Consider the following 21,994-nt stretch of genomic DNA (forward strand, 5'->3'; position numbering starts at 1 on the left):
CTCAGACGCGGCTGTAGACGTCCTCCAGCCGTTCGATGTCGTCCTCGCCGAGATAGCTGCCGGTTTGCACTTCGATAAGTTCGAGCGGGATCTTGCCCTTGTTGGCCAGACGGTGGATCGCGCCGAGCGGGACGTAGATCGATTCATTCTCGTGAACGGGCTTGATGTCCTTCTCGATCGTGACTTCCGCGGTGCCGCGCACGACGATCCAGTGCTCCGAGCGATGCCGGTGGCGCTGCAGCGACAGCATGCCGCCGGGCAATACGACGATGCGCTTCACCTGGAAGCGCTCGCCCATGTCGATCGACTCGTAATAACCCCACGGCCTGTGGACACGGCGATGCACGATCGCTTCCGGCCGCTTGTCGGCTTTGAGCTTGGCGACGAGATCCTTGACCTCCTGCGAGCGCGCGCGCGGCACGACCAGCGTGGCGTCGGCGACGCTGACGACGACCAGATCCTCGACGCCGATCAGGGTGGTCAGGCGGTTCTCCGAATGCACGACGCAGTTCTTCGCGTCCATCAGCGTGACCGGGCCCTGCAGGACATTGCCGTTGCTGTCGGTCGGCGCGATGTCGAACAACGCATCCCAACTGCCGATATCCGACCAGCGGAAACGGCCGGTTACCACTGCGGTGCGGTCGGTGCGTTCCATGACGGCGTAATCGATCGACTTCTGCGGCGACCTGGCGAAGGCTTCGGCGTCGAGGCGCACGAAGCCCAGATCGGTATTGGAGCGGGCAACGCTTTCTTCGACCGCGCTCGCCATATCGGGCTCGAGCCGCTGCAGTTCGCCGAGCAGCACGTCGGCACGGAACAGGAAGTTGCCGGAATTCCACAGATAGCCGTCCTGCACATAGCGCGCGGCCGTGGCGAGATCGGGCTTCTCGACGAAGCGTTCGACCTCGGCGGTTTCGGTGCCGTCGATCGCCTTGCCGGGCAGGATATAGCCGAAGCTGGTCTTCGGTTCGGTTGGCTTGATGCCGAAGGTGACGATGCGGCCCAGGTCGGCCGCGGCACGTCCGGCGACGCAGGTTTTCCGGAATTCCTCCGGGTCGAGCACGATGTGATCGGCCGCCAGCGCGAGAACGACGGCTTGCGGATCGCGCTTGAGGGTGATGGCGGCGCCCGCGGCAATGGCCGCGCCGGAGTCACGGCGCATCGGCTCGATGACCACGGTGACGTCGATGCCGAGCTCCTCGGCCTGGCGGCGGGCGAAGAAATGGAAGTCGGGTCCGGTGACGACGATCGGCGTGCCGAACTCCGGGCCGCGGACGCGGAGCAGGGTCTCCTGATAGGTCGAGTGCTTGCCCATCAGCGGCAGGAACTGCTTCGGCAAGGCGTCGCGCGACACCGGCCAGAGCCGCGTGCCAGTGCCGCCGGCGAGGAGAACGGGAACGATGGGAGAAGCCATTCCGAGTACCTTGTCTTGAATTAGGGCGTGGGCCTGCCCGCAGACCGGCTGGCCCAGCCGTCGCAGTTTAGCAAAGTCCGTGCAAGACGCGCGTTCGGCATCCTTTGCGTGTTTTCAATAAGAAAACCATTATACCGGGAGGACGGCAACCGGGTTATCCGGCGCTATCTGGTGAAACTCCCGCCGCTCGCCTTGACCGCTTTACGACGCCGGTGCTCAATCGTGACAGGGGCGGGACACCTTCATGACGATCGCCGCATATTTACGGCTGGCGACTTTGGTTGGCGCTGTGGCCGGACTTGCCGGTTGCAGTTCGAACCCGGCGATGATCGTCAGCGACGATGCCACCTTGTGCCGCTATGCCGCTGACGTTGGCGGCGCCGAGTCCATGGCCGCCTGCCGCAATCGTCTCGACAAGCAACAGCGCATCCAGACCACCGCGAATGCCAGCCGCATCGAGGGCTACGCATTACTCAACACGCCGGCGGCGCCGACGGCGATTGCCGATCAGTGCCGGCAGCCCAATCCGCCTCACGAATGCGGAACGGGCGACGTCACCGGCACGATCAAACGTGATCCTGCCAATTCACCTGCCAAGTAAGCTGTGCAGCCCTTGGCATTTATTGAGCGGCGCTGGTCCGCGCTTCGCCCCTCGGCATGCCGGCCGCGATCAATAATTCATTGATCTCTTTGCCCCGCGCCAGAAATGTCGCGCTGGCATTCTTCTTCGGCAGCGACACGTTCGCCGCCGTGGTGCCGGGGCGGATCTTCATGCCCGCGGCGATGGCCGCTCTGGCCTCGTCGAAACGGCCGAGCCGCTGATAGGCGGCGGCCAGGAGGAAGTGGGTGCGGCCGGTTCCCGGCGTGATCGCGATCGAACGCTCAAGCCAGGGCAGGGCTTCTTCGCTGCGATCCATGAAGACATAGGTCAAACCAACGCCGAGCAGCCAGGTCCAGCGCGATACTTGCGGCGTGTCATAGCGGTCGGCGAGCATGAAGGCCGATAGCGCATCGTCGTAGCGGCCGAGCTGAATATGAGTGAGGCCGAGCTGAAACAACACCAGCCCGTCCCACGGGTCCTGGTTAAGCGCGCGAGAACAGGCCACCAGGCTGTCGACGAAGTGGTTGGTCGCGGTGAGAAAGCGGCAATAACCCTGCAGCAGCGGCAGGTAATCGGGCTCGGATTTCAACGCCCCTTCGAGCAGTTCGCGCGCGCGCGTCTCGGCCTGTTCGGCTTCGGCGCCGCTGAACCACGCGGTCTGGATGCCGCGCAGTAATTGCGCCGCCAGCTCCGCCTTGAGATCGACATTGGCCGGAGTGGCGGCCAGTGCCTTGTCCAGCATCGCCAGCGCCGTCTTGAATTTTTCCGGCGAGGTCCGGTTGATGAAAGCCTGCGCCTGATCGATCACCACGGCAGCATCGTTGGTGCTGCCGCTGGTGTGCTGGAGCGCGTTCAGCTTTGCCGCCGCCGCATAGCCGACGCCGGCGGCGATGCGCGATTGCTGAAGGGCGACGTTCGGAGTGTCACTCTCGACGGGAAAGGCCGTCGCCCAGCGGACCTCGTCTGTCGCGGCATCGACAATGCGGGCCTGGACGTTCCAGGCGCCATTCGATTTCTGGATTTCGCCGCGCAGCACGTAATCGGGGCGCATTACCGACAGCGCGACCGCAGTCGCGCCCGGCTCGGGCTTGGGCGCCAGGACGCGGAGGCTCGGGATCTTCGACAGCCCGTCGACCAGCTGATCGGTGATATTGGCCGCCATCAGCGCCACCTGCGGATCGCTGCTGGCATCGGCGAACGGCATCACGGCAACCACTGGCGGCGTAGAGGCGAAGCGCTGGCCGATGAACGGCGCCGCAACCGCCAGCCCGATCGCAAACACCGCCAGCGCGGCGGCGACTACGAGGGTCCGGTGCGCCTGGCGCGGCCGCCCGGCGTCCAGCGGCAGGTCGTCGGGGACCGCCGGGGGCGATTCCACGGTCACGGCGGCGGCTGGGCTTGCCCGATCGTCGTCCGGCACCACCGGCCGGGATGGCGACTCCACCGCGGCATCGAGCAGATAGCCACGGCCGGAGACGACTTTCAGGATCTGCCGGCGCTCATCGCCGATCGCGGCCCGGATTTCGCGGATGCACTGGAAGAGATTGTCCTCGCTGACGAAGACATTCGGCCAGACCGCCTCCATGAGTTCTTGCTTGCCGACCACACGGCCGGCATTCGCCAGCAAAAACTGCAGCATTGTAAATGGCTTGGGCCGGATTTTGACGGTCTGGCCATCGGGCCGGCGCAATTCGGCCCGCTGCGGGTCGACTTCAAATCCGGCAAAGCGAAGCACGGTGCTCATCGCATTCCCTGGCCGACGGATCCGAATTTTGGCTGCCCTATCAGGAAAATTTCAGAATGTCATCTGTGCGCGCCCCAAGACTCTCAGCCTAAGGGCATGAAAATATTAGGGAACTATTAACCAAAGGCGCGCGCAGCCGCGTCGACGGGGAAGAGGGTCAGGTTTCGGACAGGGCGTTACGCCGTCGACAGCAGGTAGCATCCTGCGGCGACGGCGGTATTGCCGTCAAATCCAATGTTGAATTCTGCATTCAACAGGGGAGCCGTCCGGCACCATCCAGCCATCCCGCGACCCGCGCTGCCGCCGCCTTCGCCAGGGCCAACCGCCCGGACGGAGCAAGTGGACGCTATGGGGCAACCGACGGCGCCAATGCCGATCAGGACGCAGGACGCGGCAGCGCGCCCCGACTGGCGGGCGCGCGTCGACCGTCTGGCGACGCAGGTCATCTGCACCGGCCTCGCCCTGATGATGGCGATCTGGCCGGTCCGCGCCCAGCAGGCCAACGTCATCGTTACCGACGGCCGCACCCAGACCCAGGTTCAAACCAGCGGCAACGTCACCAACATCACGACCTCGACCGTCTCCGGCGCTAACGGGTTCAACTCGTTCTCGCAGTTCGGCGTCGGCCTCGGCAACACCGTCAACCTGCATCTGCCGACCGGTACGCAGAACCTGATCAACATCGTGCGCGACGCGCCGGCCTATGTGAACGGCACGCTGAACGCCTACAAGAACGGTCAGATCGGCGGCAACGTCTACTTCGCCGATCCCTATGGCTTTGTCGTGGGCCGCACCGGCGTGGTCAATGTCGGCAGCCTGAACGTTTCGACGCCGACGCGTGAATTCGTTGATGGCATGATCAGCCCGAGCGGGCAGATCAACGAAGGCGCGGTGTCCAACCTGCTCGCCGGTACGATCCCGATCTCGCCCGACGGCAACATCCGCATCAAGGGCCGCGTCAACGCCGTCGATGCCGTGCGCCTCACCGGTCAGAACGTGTTCGTCGGCTCGGGCCGCGACGCGGTCAACCGCGAGCAGGCGACGCGCTTTGCCTCGACCGTCAATTCGCGCGGCCTGCGCAGCGCCAACAACATCGTGGTCCGCAACGGCTCGATCCAGATTGTCGCCGCCAATGACGCGCGGGTGAATGGCGGTGTTAAAGCGCGCAATGGCGGCGCGATCGGTATCGATGCTGGCCGCAATGCTGAGTTCGGCTCGCGCGCCCGTGTTAGTGCCGACAGCAAGAACGGCAACGGTGGCACGATCGCCGTCAAGGCGGGGCATGACATCGTCGTCTCCGGTTATGGCGTTCTCTCGGCCAAGAGTACGGCCGGCAATGCCGGTTCGGTTCGCCTGCTTGCGCAGAACAAGCTCGTGGTCGAAGCGGGTGCCCGGTTCGATGCCAGCGCCGCGCAAGGTAATGCCGGCCTCGTTGAACTGAGTTCGTTCGGCACCTTCGACCTGCAGAACGGCTTCAAGGTCGACGTGTCGGCGCCAAACGGACAGGCCGGCGCACTGCTGATGGACCCGCCGAACGTTGTCGTCGGTGCCTCCGGCGATGCCGGCGTCACGATGGACAATGAGGACATTGCCGCCGCGATTTCTTCGCTAAGCGTTGGCGCGACCTACATCATTCCGGCGCAGAACTTCACCGTCACCGCGAACGGCGTCATCAAGACAAACGGCCACAATTTCCAGGTCCTCGCAGCCGATGGCGGCGCGATCGTCATCGACGGCCTGATCGACACCCGCAGCTATTCCGGCGCCAGCGCCACCAATTTCCTCGCCGATCTCGGCCGGTTCTCGACCGGCAATTCCGGGTCTGTGCTGCTCTCGGGCACCAACATCACCCTCGGCGCGACCGGCAAGATTTTTGCCGACGTCAACAACACGACAGGTCAGGGCGCGACCAACTACACCGGCGGCGCGGTTACCTTGGCGGCCAGCGTGCGCGACCACCAGGGAACGGCGGAATCGAACGCGAACTCGCAAATCCTGATCGCCGGCAAGATCGGCGGCAGCTCGATCACTGCGACGGCGAACGCCGATGCCAGCACCTCCTATACGAATTCCGTCCTCGCCATGGCGCAGTTCGGCGCCGGCGTCACGTTCGGCCTGCTGACAGGGTTCAACGGCGCCTACGTGAAATCCCAGGCAACCGCCAAAGTCATTGTTGAAGGCACCGCGACTCTCAAGGCGACAGGGGCGGTCACCCTGGCGTCGTTGGGGTCGGTGGTCGCGGAAAACCCGGCCATTACCTTCTCGCTGACGGCCTTGCAGAACGCCGTCGCCGCCGGCGTCGTCGTCGGGGTCGTCAATGCCGATGTCGAAACGCACGTAAAGTCAGGCGCCACCATATCCAGCGGCGACCTGCGGGTGCTCGCCGGCACCAGCGCCGAGCTGAGCGTCGCGGCGCTGGTGTTCACCGAAACGTCGGCGGCCGATGTTGTCGTGGCCTATTCGACTGGTACGATGAACACCAAGGCGCTGATCGACTCCGGCGCCAATATTCAGAAGGTCGGCAACGTTTCGGTTGTTGCCCAGAGCCAGAACAGCTTCTCGACAACGGCCACAGCGCTGTCCGGCGGCACCGGTTCGGCAGCGGTGGCGGTGGCGATCAGCGATGTCACCAGCAACACGGTCGCCAATATGGGGGCCGGCATCGCGCAGAATGCCGGTGCGGGCTCCGTAACCGTTTACGCCGGCAGCGACACGACGAAGAACTCGGTGTCGGCGGCGAGTACGGTGGGCACGCCTTATCTGCTGCGCAACATCATCACCAAGGTTGCCGGCGCGCAGGGCTTCACACAGTTGTTCGGGGCGGGCGGCTTGCTGGAGGGCACGCGACTCTTCAGCGTCACGCAATCGCAAGGCACCACAGCCGCGTTCCGCGCCGGTCTGACGCTGGCGCTGAACATGCCGACGCTCACCTCGTCGGCATCGATCGCCAATGTCGCCCCCGACAATGACGGCGACATGGTCGCATCGGGCGCGGCGCCGAACATATACGCCTCGGGCAATGTCGGCGTTGTCAGCATGCTGAGCAACGCTGCGCTTCGTACAAATGCCGCGACGTCGATCGAATCCAATCCGGCCGGCACGCCCGCGCATCCGTCGACGCAGAAGGGCGTGTCGATGGCGGTCGCCCTGACGCAGGCTGACCAGTCGTCGAACGCCTATATCGGCTCAAGCGCGACGATCACCGGTGCGCATATCGGTGTCAGCGCCGAAACCGACACGCCGATCACCAATACCTGGCTGAACTTTGCCTCGTACAACTCGGTGACCCAGACGCTGTCCGACCTGATCTCGCACGCCAATGGCAATCTCGGCATCGTCAATAATATCCTGACGTCCTATGCCAACGCGACCGCCGAAGCCACGTCCTTCGGTTTCTCGGGTTCTCTGAACTATTTCGATCTGACGACCAGCACCACGGCCTGGATCGGCAGCGGCGCGACCATCACCCGCACCGGCAGCGGATGCGGCGCGGCGACGATCTGCTGGTCGTCCCTCCCGACGGTGTCGACGCCGACGCCACCCGGGGCGCTGACCCTGCCGGCAGCTTTCAATCTGGCCGACCTTGGCGCGCGCACGCAGATCAACTGGGGCAACGACGTCGTCGTGAAAGCGACGACGTCGACCGAGTCGATCCACATGGGCGGCAATTTCAGCTGGTTTACGTTCTTCGGCACCAATGGTGGACCCGATACGCCGGATGTGGCGACGGCGATCGGCGGCTCCGCCAACGTCGCCCAGTTCCATACCAGCACGGTGGCCGGCATCGGCGCCGGGGCGGTGGTCAACACCAACAGTGGCTCGCTTTCGGTTACCGCCGATACCAGCGATCTCGTTTATGCGGTCGCCCCGACCTCGGGCAAAGGCGGCGGCCTCGGATTGAACGGCATCGCGACGGTGCTGCTGATCGACAACAACACCTCGGCCTCGATCAGCAATTCGGCGCGTGTAACGTCGTCGTCCGTCAACGTCGCCGCACAGCAGGAAATCTCGACATTCAATGTCGGCGGTGCCGTCGGCATCACCTCAGGCTCGGGCATCGGCCTGGTGGTGGCGCTGGCATCGATCTCGACCAACACCTCCGCTTATATCGGCGACAACTCGCAGGCTCTCACGGGTACCGCCGGCGGTGACAATGACGCTCATGTCGCCCCCTCGGTTGCTGGTTACATTGACGCCTTCGAGACCAATGTCACCGCCTTGTCGGTCGGCCGCCTCACAACGGTGGCCGTGGCCGCGACGGCGAACAACAACACGCCCACGCCTGGCGCGCCTCCGGCGGAAGAGGCGGTCAATCCGGGCGCGACCGGATTCCTGTCGTCGGCGGTCAATTACTTCGGCGGCATCGCGGGCGCGGTGGCGGCCAAGATCGCCGGCATTTACGACAAGCTCGACCAGCAGGTTTCGGGCCCCGTCAACGGCGGTACCTCTGCGGCCGGCGCCGGCAGCGCGGCGATCGATCTGACCTCGGTTGCGACGGCCGCCAGCATCGCCGACGCGACCGTCAAGTACACGCCCGGCGGCAACAACCGCGTTTCGGTGCAGGCGCTCAACAACACCATCATCGACACCGCCAGCGGCGGCGCCGCCATGGCGAAGGGCGCGCCCGGCACGGAGTCGACGGTCGGCATCGCCGGCGCCGTTGCCGTTACACTGAGCAACGACCTGACGACCGCCACCATCTCGCGTTCCACCGTGACGGCTTATTCCACGACCGTGCAGGCGCTGGCCGGCGGCGAGAACACGACCATCGGCCTTGGCATCGCGGTCACCGGCGGCTCAGGCGGCCAGACGCAGGTCGCGGTGTCTGTGTCGGCCGCGGATCTCAACAACGGCGTCCAGGCCAGCGTCGACAGTTCGACGATCGGGCAGGCCAACGGCGGCTTCAAAGGCGACCTGACGATCATCGCCTCGCAGAACACCAATATCGGCATCGGCGGCGGCTCGCTCTATGGCGGCCTCGGCACGGATGAAAGCAACGGTCTCGGCGTGTCGCTGACCTATGCCGGCATTGGCGATCCGACGAGCGGCGCGGCAGTGTCGGCGATCCTCTCTAACTCAAAGGTCTCGAACACCGACGACCTGATCATTCTGGCGATGAGCAACAGCCGTATCATCGCCGGCGCTGCGACGGCCGGTGGCGGTCCCAATGCGAACGGCTTTGCCGGCTCAGTCGTCGTCACCGAGATCAGCCCGACGATCCTGGCTGAGATCACGTCGGTGCCGGCCGTCGCCGGAACGGCGGCGGTGACAGGCGGCATCACGGTCGCGGGCGATGTCCGGGTCAATGCCTTCAGCGGTTCTGACGCTACGCTCAATACTCTGATCCGCAACGCCGCGATCACGGCTAATGGCGGGCTCTCCTATTCCGGCGACTCGGACATCAACTTCGACGCCAGCGATCTCAGCCCGAGCAGCGCGACCGGCGCCGCCATCATCGCCGTTGCCGGCAATGTGCAGGGCGGCAAGTCGAATGTCGGCATCTCGATCGTGGTCAATCGCATCGCCTCCAGCTACGAGGCCTATATCGATCGCACGACGGTGACCTCGACCGGCGGTGTCGTCGATGTCTCGGCGCGCGACAACTCGGAAATCATCGGCATTGCCATCGGCGTCGGCGTGGCGACGGGGTCGGTCGCCGGTAACGGTTCGGTCGCCTACAACGCCATCAACAATTTCGTCGTCGCGCAGATCGGTCACGGCGTGGTGACGAGCGGCGATCCGCTCAACACCGCGACCGCGACCGTGTCGGCAGCGGCGGTTTCCGTGACAGCCACGGCCGGCGGAAAGGTCCGTAGCGCGGCCGGCGCCATATCGGTCAATCTCAGCGGCGGGAATGCCGTCGGCCTGTCGGCCGGCGTCAGCCAGATTGGTACTTATGTCTCGGCGGCCATCGCTGGCGCTAGTGTGACGGCGACCGGTGCGCTGTCGAACAGCAGTCCACTGATCGGCGGTAACCTGCGCGCCGGCAATGTGCTGGTGTCGGGCGCATCCACCGCCGACATCATTACCGTGTCCATCGGCGCGGCGATCACCACCGGCAACGACAGTGGCGGCCCGCCAACGCCGCCGCCGTCGTCAGGCCTGTCCACGCTGCTGACGCGCCTTGCGCCGATGTCGACACGGACGCTGCCGGGAATGGCGGGTCCGCCGCCCGCGCCGCCGCCGGCGCAGAGCCCGCCGTCCGACGGCATGAGCGGCGCGGGTTCGCTCGCCATCAGCACCCAGTCCGGCAAGGTTTACGCCAGCATCGTTCTCGGCGGCGCGAATGTCGGATCGAATGTCACCGCGTTGGGCAACGTTCTGGTGCTGGCGGACAATGACAACGCGATTGCGGCCTATGCCGGCGCGGTGAGCGCCGCGTTGAGTGCGGGCAAGGGCCTCGGCGCTTCGGTCGTGGTCAATACCATCAATGGCGAGACCGGCGCGCTGATCAACGGCTCCGCCGTCGATGGCCGCGGTCTCTTCAGCACCGCCATGATCGACAATGGCGTTCTCGCCAATACGATCGATCCGTCGGACGTCGTGACTCCGGCGAGCACGCTGAACCTCAATAACGGCACCCAGACCCTCAAGGGCATCGCCGTCGTCGCCACCTCGGCGCAGAAAGCGCAAACGGTGAGCGCGCTGCTGTCGGCGTCGTCGAACGGTCTGGCCATCGCCGCCAATGCCGTCACCAATGTCATGGGCGGGCGGACGTCGGCGGAAGTGCTGGCGTCGGACCTGAACACCCATCTGCAGAGCGGCGATGTGTCCGCTGTGCAGGTCACCGCGTCGAGCGCTTCGTTCGCCAACAACCTCGTTCTCGGCATATCGGATTCGGGCGGCAGCGCGGCCGGCACCGCGGCGCTCAATATCAACACGATGAACCGCACCACCGTGGCGCGGGTGTTCGGCACCGATATCGGGTCGAGCACGGTTGCGGCAGGGGCGGTCGGCATCAAGGCCAATGCCTTCCAGTCGGCGTCGAGCAACGTGCTCGGCGCGGCCGGGTCCGGCGGCAGCGCGGCGATCAGCGGCTCGTCGCTGGCCAACATATTCCAGTCGACGACGCAGGCGATCTTCGAGCAGGGCACCGTCCGTGCCGGCGCGATGTCGGTGACCGCCGCCGGTTTGAATGGTTTCTTCGGTGCCGTGGGTGCCGGAAGTGTCGGCTCCTCCGTCGGCCTCGGCGCGACCGTGCTGGTCGCGATGAGCGACAACACCGTGCAGGCGGTGGTCGGCGACGACGATCCGACGACCACGGCGACCTCGCTGCATCTCTCCGGTGCGCTGACCGTTGCTGCTTCCAACACCACGCGGAACTCGGGTTACGTCATGGTTGCCGCGCTTGGCGGCTCGGGCGGCATCGCGGCGCAGTTCTCGGGCATGTTCATCGACAACAACGTCTTTGCCGCGCTGCGTAACGCGTCGGTGACGATGAGCGGTACGGGCGGCGACGGCGCCGTCTCGGTGCTGGCGACCGAAACCGACAGCATTGCCCCGATCGTCGGCGGACTTGCCGGCGGCGGGAGCGTCGGCTTCGGCGCTGCCGTCAATCTCGTCTCCTTCAAGAGCAACACGCGCGCGCTGATGGCCGGCGCCACGGTGACGACGGCGGGGGCGGTCAGCGTCAATGCGCTGAGCGTGCGCGAAATCAATCCGATCACCGTCGCGGGCAGCCTGGCCGGCACCGGCGCCTTCGCCGGCACCGTCGGCATCGTGTTGGTCGATTCCGGCGCTTCGACCGACCAGATGAGTGTGCTCAACGCCGGCTCATCCAGCGGCAACAGCTCCAGCGGCACGCTCGGCAATGCGCGCGCCGCCACCGGCGTCGATGTCATCGCGGGCATCGGTGGCAATGCCGAAGGCGTCGCCGCGCAGGTCCTCAACAGCAGCGTTACGGCCGGCGCCATCGGCATCAATGCCACGTCCGAAATGGCGACCCGCAACATCACAGGGTCGCTGGCGCTCGGCGGCACCGGCGGCATTGGCGCGGGTGTCGCCTACACGACCGTGACGCAGAAGATCACCGCGGAAGCAATCGGCGGCCAGCTGACATCAAATGCCATTTCGATCGGTGCCGTTGCCGGCGATCACGGCGGCGACAAGGCGGTGCAGACGTTCGCCGCGGCCGGCGCGGGCGGGCTCTATGTTGGCCTTGGCGCGGCGGTTGGCGAGTCGCACATCGATAACACCGTACGCGCGACGCTCGGTGCGACGACCACGGGCGCAACCGGCGGTCTGACCTCTGGTACTGTCGCCGTCACCGCGTCCGATAGTTCGAGCATTACGTCCTATGGCTATGGCGGCGCGGGCGGCCTCGCTGCAGTCGGCCTGTCGCTGGCCAATGCCGAGAAGTCGAGCGACGTCACGGCGGAAATTGCCGCCTCGACGCAGGTGACCAACGTCGCCAATGTCGCCGTGATGACGACCGGCGGCGGCAGCGTCAGCGCGGAGACGATTGCCGGCGCGGCCGGTGTGCTGGCCGGGGCGGGCGCATCAGCCACCGCGACGGATTCCCAGAAGATCATTGCCCAGATCGGCAACAATGCGCGCGTCCAGGCGGCCGGTACCGGCATTCTGGTCTATGCCAGCGGCACGCCCGATGTGTCGGCAGTCTCGAAAGGCGTTGCCGTCGGCGGTGTCGGCATCGGCGTGTCGTCGACGATCGCGACGGCGGGTCTCGAGGTTACAGCCTCGATCGGCAACAGCACGAATTTCTCCGGCAGCAACGCGCTCACTGTCAGTGCCGTGGGCGCAATTGGCGACAGCGGCCACTCGGCCTATTCGCAGGCCGTCGCCGCCGGCGGCGGCACGCTCTACGGGCTGCAGGGCACCAACGCGCAAGCCAACAACACCACGAAAGTGCACGCCTATGGCGGCACCGGTGTGCGGCTGCCGTCGGCCAATGTGTCGATCGCGGCGCAAAACGACACCGATCAATATGCCGAGGCGAGCGGCGTCGCATTCGGCTATGTCGCGGCAGGTGCGACGTTCAGCGAGGCGACCTCGACCAGCGAAACCAAGGCATGGCTCGACACGGGCGTGATCGCCACCGACGTCAACAACAACGGCTCGCTCTCGATCGTCGCGACCGGCACAGACACCACCGTCGCCAAGTCGACCGCCGGCTCGGGCGGTCTATCGGCCGGCGCGGCCGCGGTTTCGAAGACGACGACGACTTCGACGGTTAGCGCCGAACTCCTGGGCGGCGCGACGCTGACCACGCTTTACGTCACCGGCCTCGGCGTGCGCGCCACGCACCGGACGAACTATGCCGCGACTGGCGATGCCGTGCAGGCCTCCGCCATCGGCGCCAGCGGCGGCTCGGCCGACAACACGGTCACCTCGACGGTCACCGCCAAGGTCGGCGGCAATCTCATTGTCAATTCCTACGGCCGCGACCGCATTACTGGTCTCGCCCGCGACATCAACGTCATCGCGCTCGATGAAGTCCGGCAGACTTCGGGCGGCGCCCGCGCCGGGTCCGGCGGCGGCCTCGCCGTCGGCGCATCCTTGAGTAAGACGACCGTCACCCAGACCATCAACACGCTGGTCGGCGCCGGCACCATTCTCAGCCTCAACGACAATCCGCTGACCACGCTGGGTAAGATCAATATTGAAGGCTTCGCCGATCTGCAGACGACCGACACGGTGACACTGACGGCGGCCGGCCTGTTCGCCGGCGGCGGTGCCGAGACCAGGATGACGGCGACCGCGACCATCACCGTCGACATCGACGCGGCGCGGCTGTTCAGCGCCGGCAATATCGCCATCGGCTCGGCGGCGAAGATGATCGCCAACAACAACGCCAATGCCAGCCTTTATGGCCTGGTCGGCGGCGTTGGCGCCAGCAGTCACGCCGACCTCACTGCCACACAGAACGTCTCCATCGGTGGCACGCGCGTCGAGGCGTGGGGCCTCATCAACATGTATGCCGGCAAGGCAGGCGACGGCAGCCGCTTCAGCCAGATCCAGGCGAATGCGACGACGGTCGTCTACAACAACACGCTGATCGCGATCACGGCCGAGCATGGCGGCTACGGCCGCGCCTATGGTTACGCGACCCTGACCATCGATCCGGGCTCGCTGGTGCTCGGCGCCAATAACGTCTTCATCGGGGCCACGCAGGGCGGCGTCGAGGCCAACGGCCGTGGCACGCTCTACAGCCCGTTCCTCGAGCTGTTCTCGACCGAAGACCACGACAACAACAGCGACTCGAACGGCTCGCACAGCGATAATCCGGCGCAGAACGTTGGCCGCGGCGACGTGATCGTCAACGGCAAGGTGATGGCCGGCGTCCACAATCAGGCGAACATCACGATTGGCCTGAACGGCGCCGTCAATCTCGACACCAGCAGCACGCCGTGTGCATTACTTTCGGCGGGTCAGTCCTGCGCCGTGACGCTGCAGCAGGTTTCGGATCCGACCCAGTTCTCGTCGATCGTCAGCTACAACAACCAGAAGATCTACTGGTCGCTGACCGGTGGGTTCAGCCCTTATCAGGACGTACTGCAGAAAATCGCCACGCTCAGTGGGCTGACGACGGCACAGGTCGATGCCGCCCTCACGGCCAAGCAGACGATTGCGGCGATCAACGACGATACGGAGCAGAACAAGCAGCGGCAGATCGACACGCTGACCCAGCAGGCGCCGTTCGCCTCGCGCGGCTCGAATCAAGTCTATTCGTTCAGTGACATTCTCGTCTCGGCCGGCAGCGTGTCGGTTCTGGCCGAGAAGCTCACCGGTACGGGCCAGATTGCGTCGCAAGGCACCGCCGCTATCGATATCGACAACCAGGGTCTCAAATTCCTCAGCCTGAACAAGCTGACGATTTCCGGCGTGACCGGCGGCCGTAACGTCTTCACGGGGCGCGCCAACGACCAGAACTCGACGACCCTGACCTACAGGAACGATGCCAGCGGCACCGCGCCGCTCATCAAGGTCGACGCCAGCTATTACCGCAAGGACGCGAACACCGGCCAGTCCATTGACGATCAGGGCCATCTGCTGGTGACGACGCCTGATATCTATTTCGGCGGTGTCGTCACGAATACCAACGGCCTGCTCAGCATCGAGAACAAGCTCGGCAGCGTCGTGGCCACGCAGAGCTTCGTCGCGCTGGCCATCGAAATGAAGGTTCCGGAAGGCGCCTTCACTTTCGACGGCAGCGCCGGCACTGTCTACAACATGAACGGCGATGTGGCGTCGCAGTGGAACGGCAAGCAGTACCGGCCGACCGACACGTTGAGCGCGGTTGAACTCGCGGCGACCTGGCTAGGCACCTATGGCAGCATTTATGTCGGCGGCGTCGACTGGGCGCATCCGTACAATTACTACTCCAGCAATACGAACGGTGTTCAGGGAGCGCCCGTCACCAACTACGGCACCAGCGCCAGCACCGTTTTCACCGCCCGTATGCTGAGCTTGGGTTACGCCGGGGGCGAGTTGTGGTCGGCGATCTTCCTGCCGATGAACGGTATCCCGAGCGCGGCCGCTCTGGCGACCGGCGAGGGCACGACCGTCGACAAGATCGTCCTCGCCCCGTGGGAGCGTCACAACTACGAGGATCAGGCTTATGGCGACGGTGGGCGCGGCGGTCCGTTCCACTGTTCGGGTTGCGGCAATTACTTCCAGGTCGTCAAGATCGCCGGCGCCGCCGTTCAGCCGGTCACGGCGGAGTCCGCCAATGTCGCGCGGGGCGAACTAACTATCGGCAAGGCGATCATCATCACTGCCGGCGTCATCAACATCAACGGCAAGGTCACGGTCGGGCAGACCAGCAACTACTCGGCCAATATCGGTCAGAGCGCGCAGGACGCCATCAACGCGCTGAAGAGCGATGCGGATGCGCTGGCCACCGCCAAAAGGGCCGCCGCCGCCGGCAATTATTACGATATCTCGGGCTACGTAACGTCGACGGGCTCCGATGTGCGCATCGGCGCGAGGTACGACGCGCTCAACGACCAGATCCTGCTCAACGGCGTGGTGCAGGGAACTGGTGGCTACGTCTATCTCAACGGCAAGATCATCAGCACCTCGACGTCCGGCCTGGCTCAGGGCGAAATCGTCGTCAACGGCGGCGCGGGCACGGTGAACGTCGTGAACTCGACCGGCGTTACGCTCGTCACCAACACGATCAACACCGGCGTGACGGCGGCGAGCGTTGTGCAGCTTGTCGATCGGCTCAAGAACGAGACAACCTGGTACGTCTACAACGCCGGCGCGGCGGCGGGGCAGCAGGTCACGACCTACTGGGCAGCAGGAACGAGCACGAGCAGCTATCAAAGCCAGGGCGTGCAGAACCAGGGGCAGAGCGGTCCGACGGGGCTCGTCTACCGGACCAAAGAAAACATGTACTACCAGTGGGTCGATACCGCGACCCTGACGCGCCCGCAGACGTCGCAGTCGAATGACTACGGTTGGACCTTCGTCGGCGCCAATGCCAATTCGGAAGTCTATCCCTGGGTGCGTGGCGCGCCGACTCTGGTCGAGAACGCGCAGCAGATCGTGAACGGGCAGGCGGCCGGCAACCAGTGGACCAACTTCCAGCAGGTGGTCAGCGCCACCGGCGACGCGTACAACAATTCGTTCTCGACCGGCGACAAGTGTTGCGGCACCGATTTCAGCGGCACCTGGCATCAGCTCATCTATTACCGCCTGACGCTGAACCTCACGAACACGGTCAAGGCGTCGTTCCCGATCTCGGTCTCTTTCAACGGCGGCGGCGTCAGCAGTGTCAACGTTGCTTCGAACAGCAGCATCGTTCTCAACGGCCCGATCAACAACCTGCAGGGCACGACGACCATTACGGCAACCGGCGCCAACTCATCCATCACCGTGGCGCCGGGCGCGCTCAATCCGTTGGTGTCCGGCACGCAGGTCACGCTGAACGGGCAGGGCGGCATCGGCTCGGCCGACCGCCCGGTTCCCGTGCAGGTCTATGGCGGCGCTCTCACCGCGGTCTCGACCGACCGCGATATCGCCGTCGCGTCGCAGGGCTCGTTGAAAATTGCCCAGGTGCGTGTCGACAGCGCCCGCACCAATGCGACGACCGGCAAGCCGGAGCCGCAGGGTGATGTCTACATTACCGCATCCGGCGACATCAATTCGGCCTCGCCCTACAACGTCAACAGCCCGGTCATCATCGGCAAGTCGATCACCATCGACAGCACCAGTGGCGCCATCGGCGCGATCACGACGGTCGATGCTCAGGGCCACGGTACCCTCGGCAGCATCAACCCGCTCGTGATTCAGACTTGGGCGACGACACTGCCCGGCGGCACCACCGATGGCGGTGTGCTCAACAGCGCCTCGAACAGCGGTGCCTACCTGATCCAGTCGAGCGGGGATCTTCGTATCGGCGCGGTCAGCGCGACGGACGGCCCGGTGTTCGTTGCGGCGATGAACGGCAGCATTCTCAGCGGCCATAACAATGTCGGTTTGACCGCCCAGCAGCAGCAGTATCTGGAGAGCGTGTGGGCGAGCCTCGATCTGGTCAACGGATCGGGCGCGGCGCAGGTCGCCAGCTTCGAGTCGCTGGTCAATGCGGCCTATCGCGACTACTGGCAGCTCCGGAATCTCGCTTTCAACGTTCCGGGTCATCCGGATCAGTACAACATCACCGATCTCGGCGTGAAGTCGATTGGTGCGCAGATGCTCGCGTCGGGTGCGCTCGCGGCCGGCACCGATCTGAACTCCGCAGAGGCGCGCACCGCCATCCAGACCGAAGTCAGCAAGCGCTATATGCGAGCGCAGTATCTGCTCGGCATGGTCAACGCCAATCAGCTCGGCACCGGCGTGACGCTCGAAACCTTGTTCAATATCGACGCCGCTTCTGCCGCCCGACTGCGCCAGGCGCCTGGCGTCTCGAGCACCGCGCTTGATGCCTATGACGCGACCTACCGTTACGCGCTGTCGACCACGTCGGACGTCTACGCGGCGATCACAGATCGCTCGCAATGGTCGCTCGACCAGTTGCGCTACACCGTCAGTTCGGGTGCGACGTCGGCCAATCCGCCGTCCATCGCCAGCCTGCCGCTCAACGTCAAAGGCCGGCAGGTGATGCTGTTCGCGCCGAACGGTTCGATCGGCAGCCTCGCGGCGCCGGAGCAGTTCTCCTTCACCAGCGTCGATGCCTCCAACCTGACTGCTGCGCAGAAGGGCCTGCTGGCTTCGGCCGGTCCGGGCCAACTTACCGTCACGCCGGTCGTTGACGCGCACACCGGCATCACGACTTATTTTGTGAGCGTGCAGCAGCAGAAGCTGATCATCGTCGATCCGCTCGGCCCGGTCGCCGCCAAGGCGAAGAACGACATCTATCTCGGCAGCGCCTCCGACATGGTGCTCGGCGGCGTGCCGCTCGCATCGTTCGGACCGCTGGTGGCGGCACAAACGCAAGGCGTCCAGACCACCGCCGCGGGCGGCGGCGGCGTGCGGCTGGTGGCGGTCGGCAGCATCACCGGCGTGTCCGGTGCAGTGGCAGTGTCAGGCAATATCGCCAGCCTGACGCTGATCGCGGAGACGGGCTCGATCGGCCGCGCCACGGTGGCGGGCCAGGATCCCGCCGACAATCCGGACGCACTGCTGCTGGCGCTGACCGGGACAAATGGCGGTCGGATCGACCAGGCGTCGGCCAAGCAGGGCATCTTCATCCGGCAGAAGACGGGTGATCTCGTGCTCGGGCAGATTAACGCCGATCAGGGCTCGGCGCCGATCGAGCTCGCCGCCAGCGGCAGCATCTATGGCCTGCCGTCCTTCACGGATTTCACGATCGCCCGCATCTTCGGCTCAACGCTGGATGTCAGGGCAGGCAGTCATATTGGCTACAACGGCACGACGTTGCAGCCGCTGCTGGTGCGCATCGGCGGCGCCATCACCGGGTCGTCTGTCGGCGACATGGCCATCTACAGCCCGGCGAGCAATATGACGCTCGGAGCCTCGGGTAGCTACGGAACATTGACCGCCGGCGGGCGGGCGACCTTCAACACCATTGCCGGCTCGATCACCGTCAACGCCGACGTGACCGCGGGCAACGCCTTGCAATTCCTCGCCAATGCCGGCGTGACCTTCGCGGCCGGCACTGCCCAGGATCACATCGTGGCCAAGAGCACGGCCGGCGCGATCCTGATCACGGCGGCCTCGCTGAACATGGGTGCCTTTGCGGTACTCGACGCCGCCGGTGTGCTGACGGTCGTCACCACCGGCGACGCCACGCTCGGCCAGCTCATCTCGCGCGCCTCCTACGCCGCCGCCGGCAACGCCGCCTCGATCGTTGTCCAGGCCGGCGGTATCACCACCGCCGCGATCCTGAGCAATGGCGACGGGCTGACCGACCTCCTGACCACCGGTACCGGCGCGCGGGTCTCGCTCAACGCCAGCAACATCGGCACGGCTTCGCAGCGCGTGACGGTGAGCTCGCAGGGCCTTGCCGCGACCGCGACCACCGGCAGCATCTACCTGAATGCCGCGCCTGACATGCGCGCGACGTTGTTGTCCGCGGTCAAGGGCAGCGTCGATGTGACCGGCGCCGGCAGCTACGCGCTCGACAGCGTTCTGGCCAGCACCGATGCCGGTGCGACGGGCCACTTCATCGCGCAAACCACCGGCCCCGGCACGCTCACGGTCGGCACCGCGACCGGCCGCGGCACGTTGCGCCTGCTGGCTGCGGACAATGTCAGCTTCGGCAGCCTCACCAGCCTTGCTCTCGCGGGCGATCCTGGCGACGTGATTGTTACGACCGGCGAGGGCGCGATCCAGGGCGGTTCGATCACGGCCGCTGGCGGCGTCACCCTGACGGCCGGTGCGAACCTGCCGGTCAATTCGCCGCTCGCAGCCAATGCGAAGATTACCAGCACCGGGACCATCGCGTCGTCGACGCTGATTTCCCTCCACGCGCGTGGAGACATCGATTGGGAGACCTTGAACGCTGCGACCACCATCGACCTGACGTCCACGGACGGCGGCGCGCGGGTCGGCACGGCGACCACGGTCGGCTCCATCACGATGCAGGGCAAGCAGGACGTCGCCTTCGAGCAGCTGACCAACACCGCCGCGCCCGGCCAGGGCGACGTGACCCTGACGTCCACCAGCGGCTCGATCGTCGGTGGATCGATCACCTCCAACGGATCCGTCTCCCTGATCGCCGAAGGCTCGATCACCGCGACCGGCGCGGCCGGAGACGGCGGTGAACTAAACTGGTCCGTGCTCCGCGCCGGCGGCAGCATGTTCGTGCGCTCGCTCGGCGCTGCCGTCACCGTCGACGTCGTCGAAAGCGGCGGCAGCATGACGCTGTGGGCCAAGCACGACGTCACCTTCAGGCAGGTGAAGACGACCGGCGCCAACAGCGATATCACCCTGCGGTCCGATGAGGGGGCGATCATCGCGCTCGGGACCGGCCTGGTGAATGTGGATGCCAGCGGCTCGGTGACGATGAGTGCCGCAACGACCATCACCGGCGCCGACGTCAGGGCGGGTGGCTCGGTCGCGATGACCGCCGCCAACGGCCAGATCCGCTGGAATGCCGTCACGGCTGGGACGACTGTGGACGTACGCTCGTCCGCAAATGTCATCGATATCGCGACGATCACGAGCGGCGGGGCGCAGACCCTGTGGGCCAAGAATGACGTCACCTTCACGCAACTGATCGCCACGGCGGGTGGCGCCGACATCACATCGGACACGGGTAAGATCGCGGGCGGGGCGGTCACGCTCGGCGGTGCAACGCGGATGGCCGCCAAGACGACGATCTCGGGCACCACCGCCACATCGAGCGCCGGCGCGATGGAAATGATTGCCGAGGAGATGATCACCTGGAATTCCGTGGAAGCGACGGGCGGCAGGCTGACGATCACTTCGACCCGCGAGACGATTGATATCCCGAGCCTGACCAGCGGCGGCAAGATGACGATCGACGTCGCCCAGGACATGGCGATTACCCAGATCGCGACCACCGGCATTCAGGGTGATGCCGGCGACGTCGAGGTGACGTCCCGTACCGGGCGGATCACGGGCGGTACCATCGCGGCCAATGGCGGCGTGACGCTGAATGCGCCGGTATCAATCACCGGCGTGTCAATCACGGGCGCAACTGGCGCCGTGGCGATGAACACCGCTGGTCTGATCGACTGGACCACCGTCACGGCCGGTACCACGGTCGGTGTTCGCTCGACGGCCGACAACATCAATTTCGGCAGCGTCACCTCGGGCGGCACGCAAACGATCCGCGCCTATCAGAACGTGGTGTTTAACGCTCTGACCACAACGGGGATTCCTGGCGACCTTGGCGACATCATTGTCACCGCCGAACACGGCTCGATCAGCGCCGGCACCGTGACGGCAAATGGCGATGCGTCATTCGCCGGGGGACAGTCGATCAATGTGTCGACCATGCAGGCGGGATCGGCCACGCTGAGCGGACCGCAAAATCTCACCGTTGGTATGCTCAGGGTCTACCGCGCGATGTCGCTCGGTGCGGACGTCATTGACGTTACTGCGGTGCAGTTGCCATCGCTGCCGCCCGTACCGCTGCACGTCAAGGCAACGGGTTATCAAGGCGGTGTCGCCACGCGCGCCAATCTCAACATCGATCCGCCGCAGGTCGTCATCGATCAGTACCGCATCGTGGATTCCATCTTGATCGTCGACTCTCCGGCGCTCACGATCGCCAGCGGCTATGTTCCCGGCCAGATGTTGCTCATGACGCCAGCGGGCCAGATTCTGCTCAACAACCGCGGTCCGGGTCCGGTCGGCGGCAACAATTTGCAGCTCTACCAGCCGGGTGGCGCGTTCACCATGCAGCAGAACGGTAACGCCAACTTCAGCAACACCCAGGTCGTCTATTACGACTCGACGATCTCATCGACGATCATCAACTATGGCGGCGGCAACTTCACCGGCTCGAGCTTCGTCCGCAACGCCATCCAGGATATGCGCAACGGCGACGATGGCGCCGCCGAGGACCTGCAACGCACGCTGCTGATCGCGTTCTATCTGCAGAGCTTCGGCGAAGGCTGGCGCGGGCTGGGCCCGATTCAGGTGCTGGGCGACGGACCGGCCGTGAACGTCGAGGGCCTGCTGGGCCCGGGGGAAAACCGCAAGTCGCGTAAGGGTTACCGCACAAATCTCCGCAGTTCGGCCGTGGAAAACCGCGCTGCCGTTAGCTTTGCGGCCGCGGATTATGGTAGGTAACCCCTTGCATTACCGCCCATTTTTGACGTGCCGGGCGGTTGGCGGT

At 65.4% G+C, this 21,994-nt stretch carries 4 protein-coding genes; 2 read left to right on the plus strand and 2 right to left on the minus strand.

Going from position 1 to position 21,994, the window contains the following annotated elements:
• Position 1: 1 nt before the first annotated feature.
• Positions 2 to 1,414: a mannose-1-phosphate guanylyltransferase/mannose-6-phosphate isomerase gene (locus DXH78_RS11065; RefSeq protein ID WP_115517080.1), complete on the minus strand. Its 1,413-nt coding sequence runs from the start codon at positions 1,412 to 1,414 to the stop codon at positions 2 to 4.
• A 244-nt stretch (positions 1,415 to 1,658) separates the two neighbouring features.
• Between DXH78_RS11065 and DXH78_RS11070 the strand changes: the two genes are divergently transcribed.
• The gene (locus DXH78_RS11070) at positions 1,659 to 2,015 is read left to right on the plus strand and encodes a hypothetical protein (RefSeq protein ID WP_147292618.1); all 357 of its coding nucleotides are present in this window, start codon (positions 1,659 to 1,661) and stop codon (positions 2,013 to 2,015) included.
• Positions 2,016 to 2,034: 19 nt separating this feature from the next.
• Here DXH78_RS11070 and DXH78_RS11075 read toward each other — a convergent pair whose 3' ends face one another.
• Complete coding sequence (locus tag DXH78_RS11075; RefSeq protein ID WP_115517082.1) at positions 2,035 to 3,759, minus strand: winged helix-turn-helix domain-containing protein; 1,725 nt, start codon at positions 3,757 to 3,759, stop codon at positions 2,035 to 2,037.
• Positions 3,760 to 4,128: 369 nt separating this feature from the next.
• Between DXH78_RS11075 and DXH78_RS11080 the strand changes: the two genes are divergently transcribed.
• Complete coding sequence (locus tag DXH78_RS11080; protein ID WP_168192777.1) at positions 4,129 to 21,948, plus strand: leukotoxin LktA family filamentous adhesin; 17,820 nt, start codon at positions 4,129 to 4,131, stop codon at positions 21,946 to 21,948.
• Positions 21,949 to 21,994: the final 46 nt, after the last annotated feature.

This window comes from Undibacter mobilis (genome assembly GCF_003367195.1).
GTDB classification, from domain to species: Bacteria; Pseudomonadota; Alphaproteobacteria; order Rhizobiales; family Xanthobacteraceae; genus Pseudolabrys; species Pseudolabrys mobilis.

Excerpts from the sequence above, each read along its gene's own strand:
- DXH78_RS11070 (WP_147292618.1), top strand. The coding sequence starts at position 1,659 with ATGACGATCGCCGCATATTTACGGCTGGCGACTTTGGTTGGCGCTGTG.
- DXH78_RS11075 (WP_115517082.1), bottom strand. The coding sequence starts at position 3,759 with ATGAGCACCGTGCTTCGCTTTGCCGGATTTGAAGTCGACCCGCAGCGG.
- DXH78_RS11080 (WP_168192777.1), top strand. The coding sequence starts at position 4,129 with ATGCCGATCAGGACGCAGGACGCGGCAGCGCGCCCCGACTGGCGGGCG.
- DXH78_RS11065 (WP_115517080.1), bottom strand. The coding sequence starts at position 1,414 with ATGGCTTCTCCCATCGTTCCCGTTCTCCTCGCCGGCGGCACTGGCACG.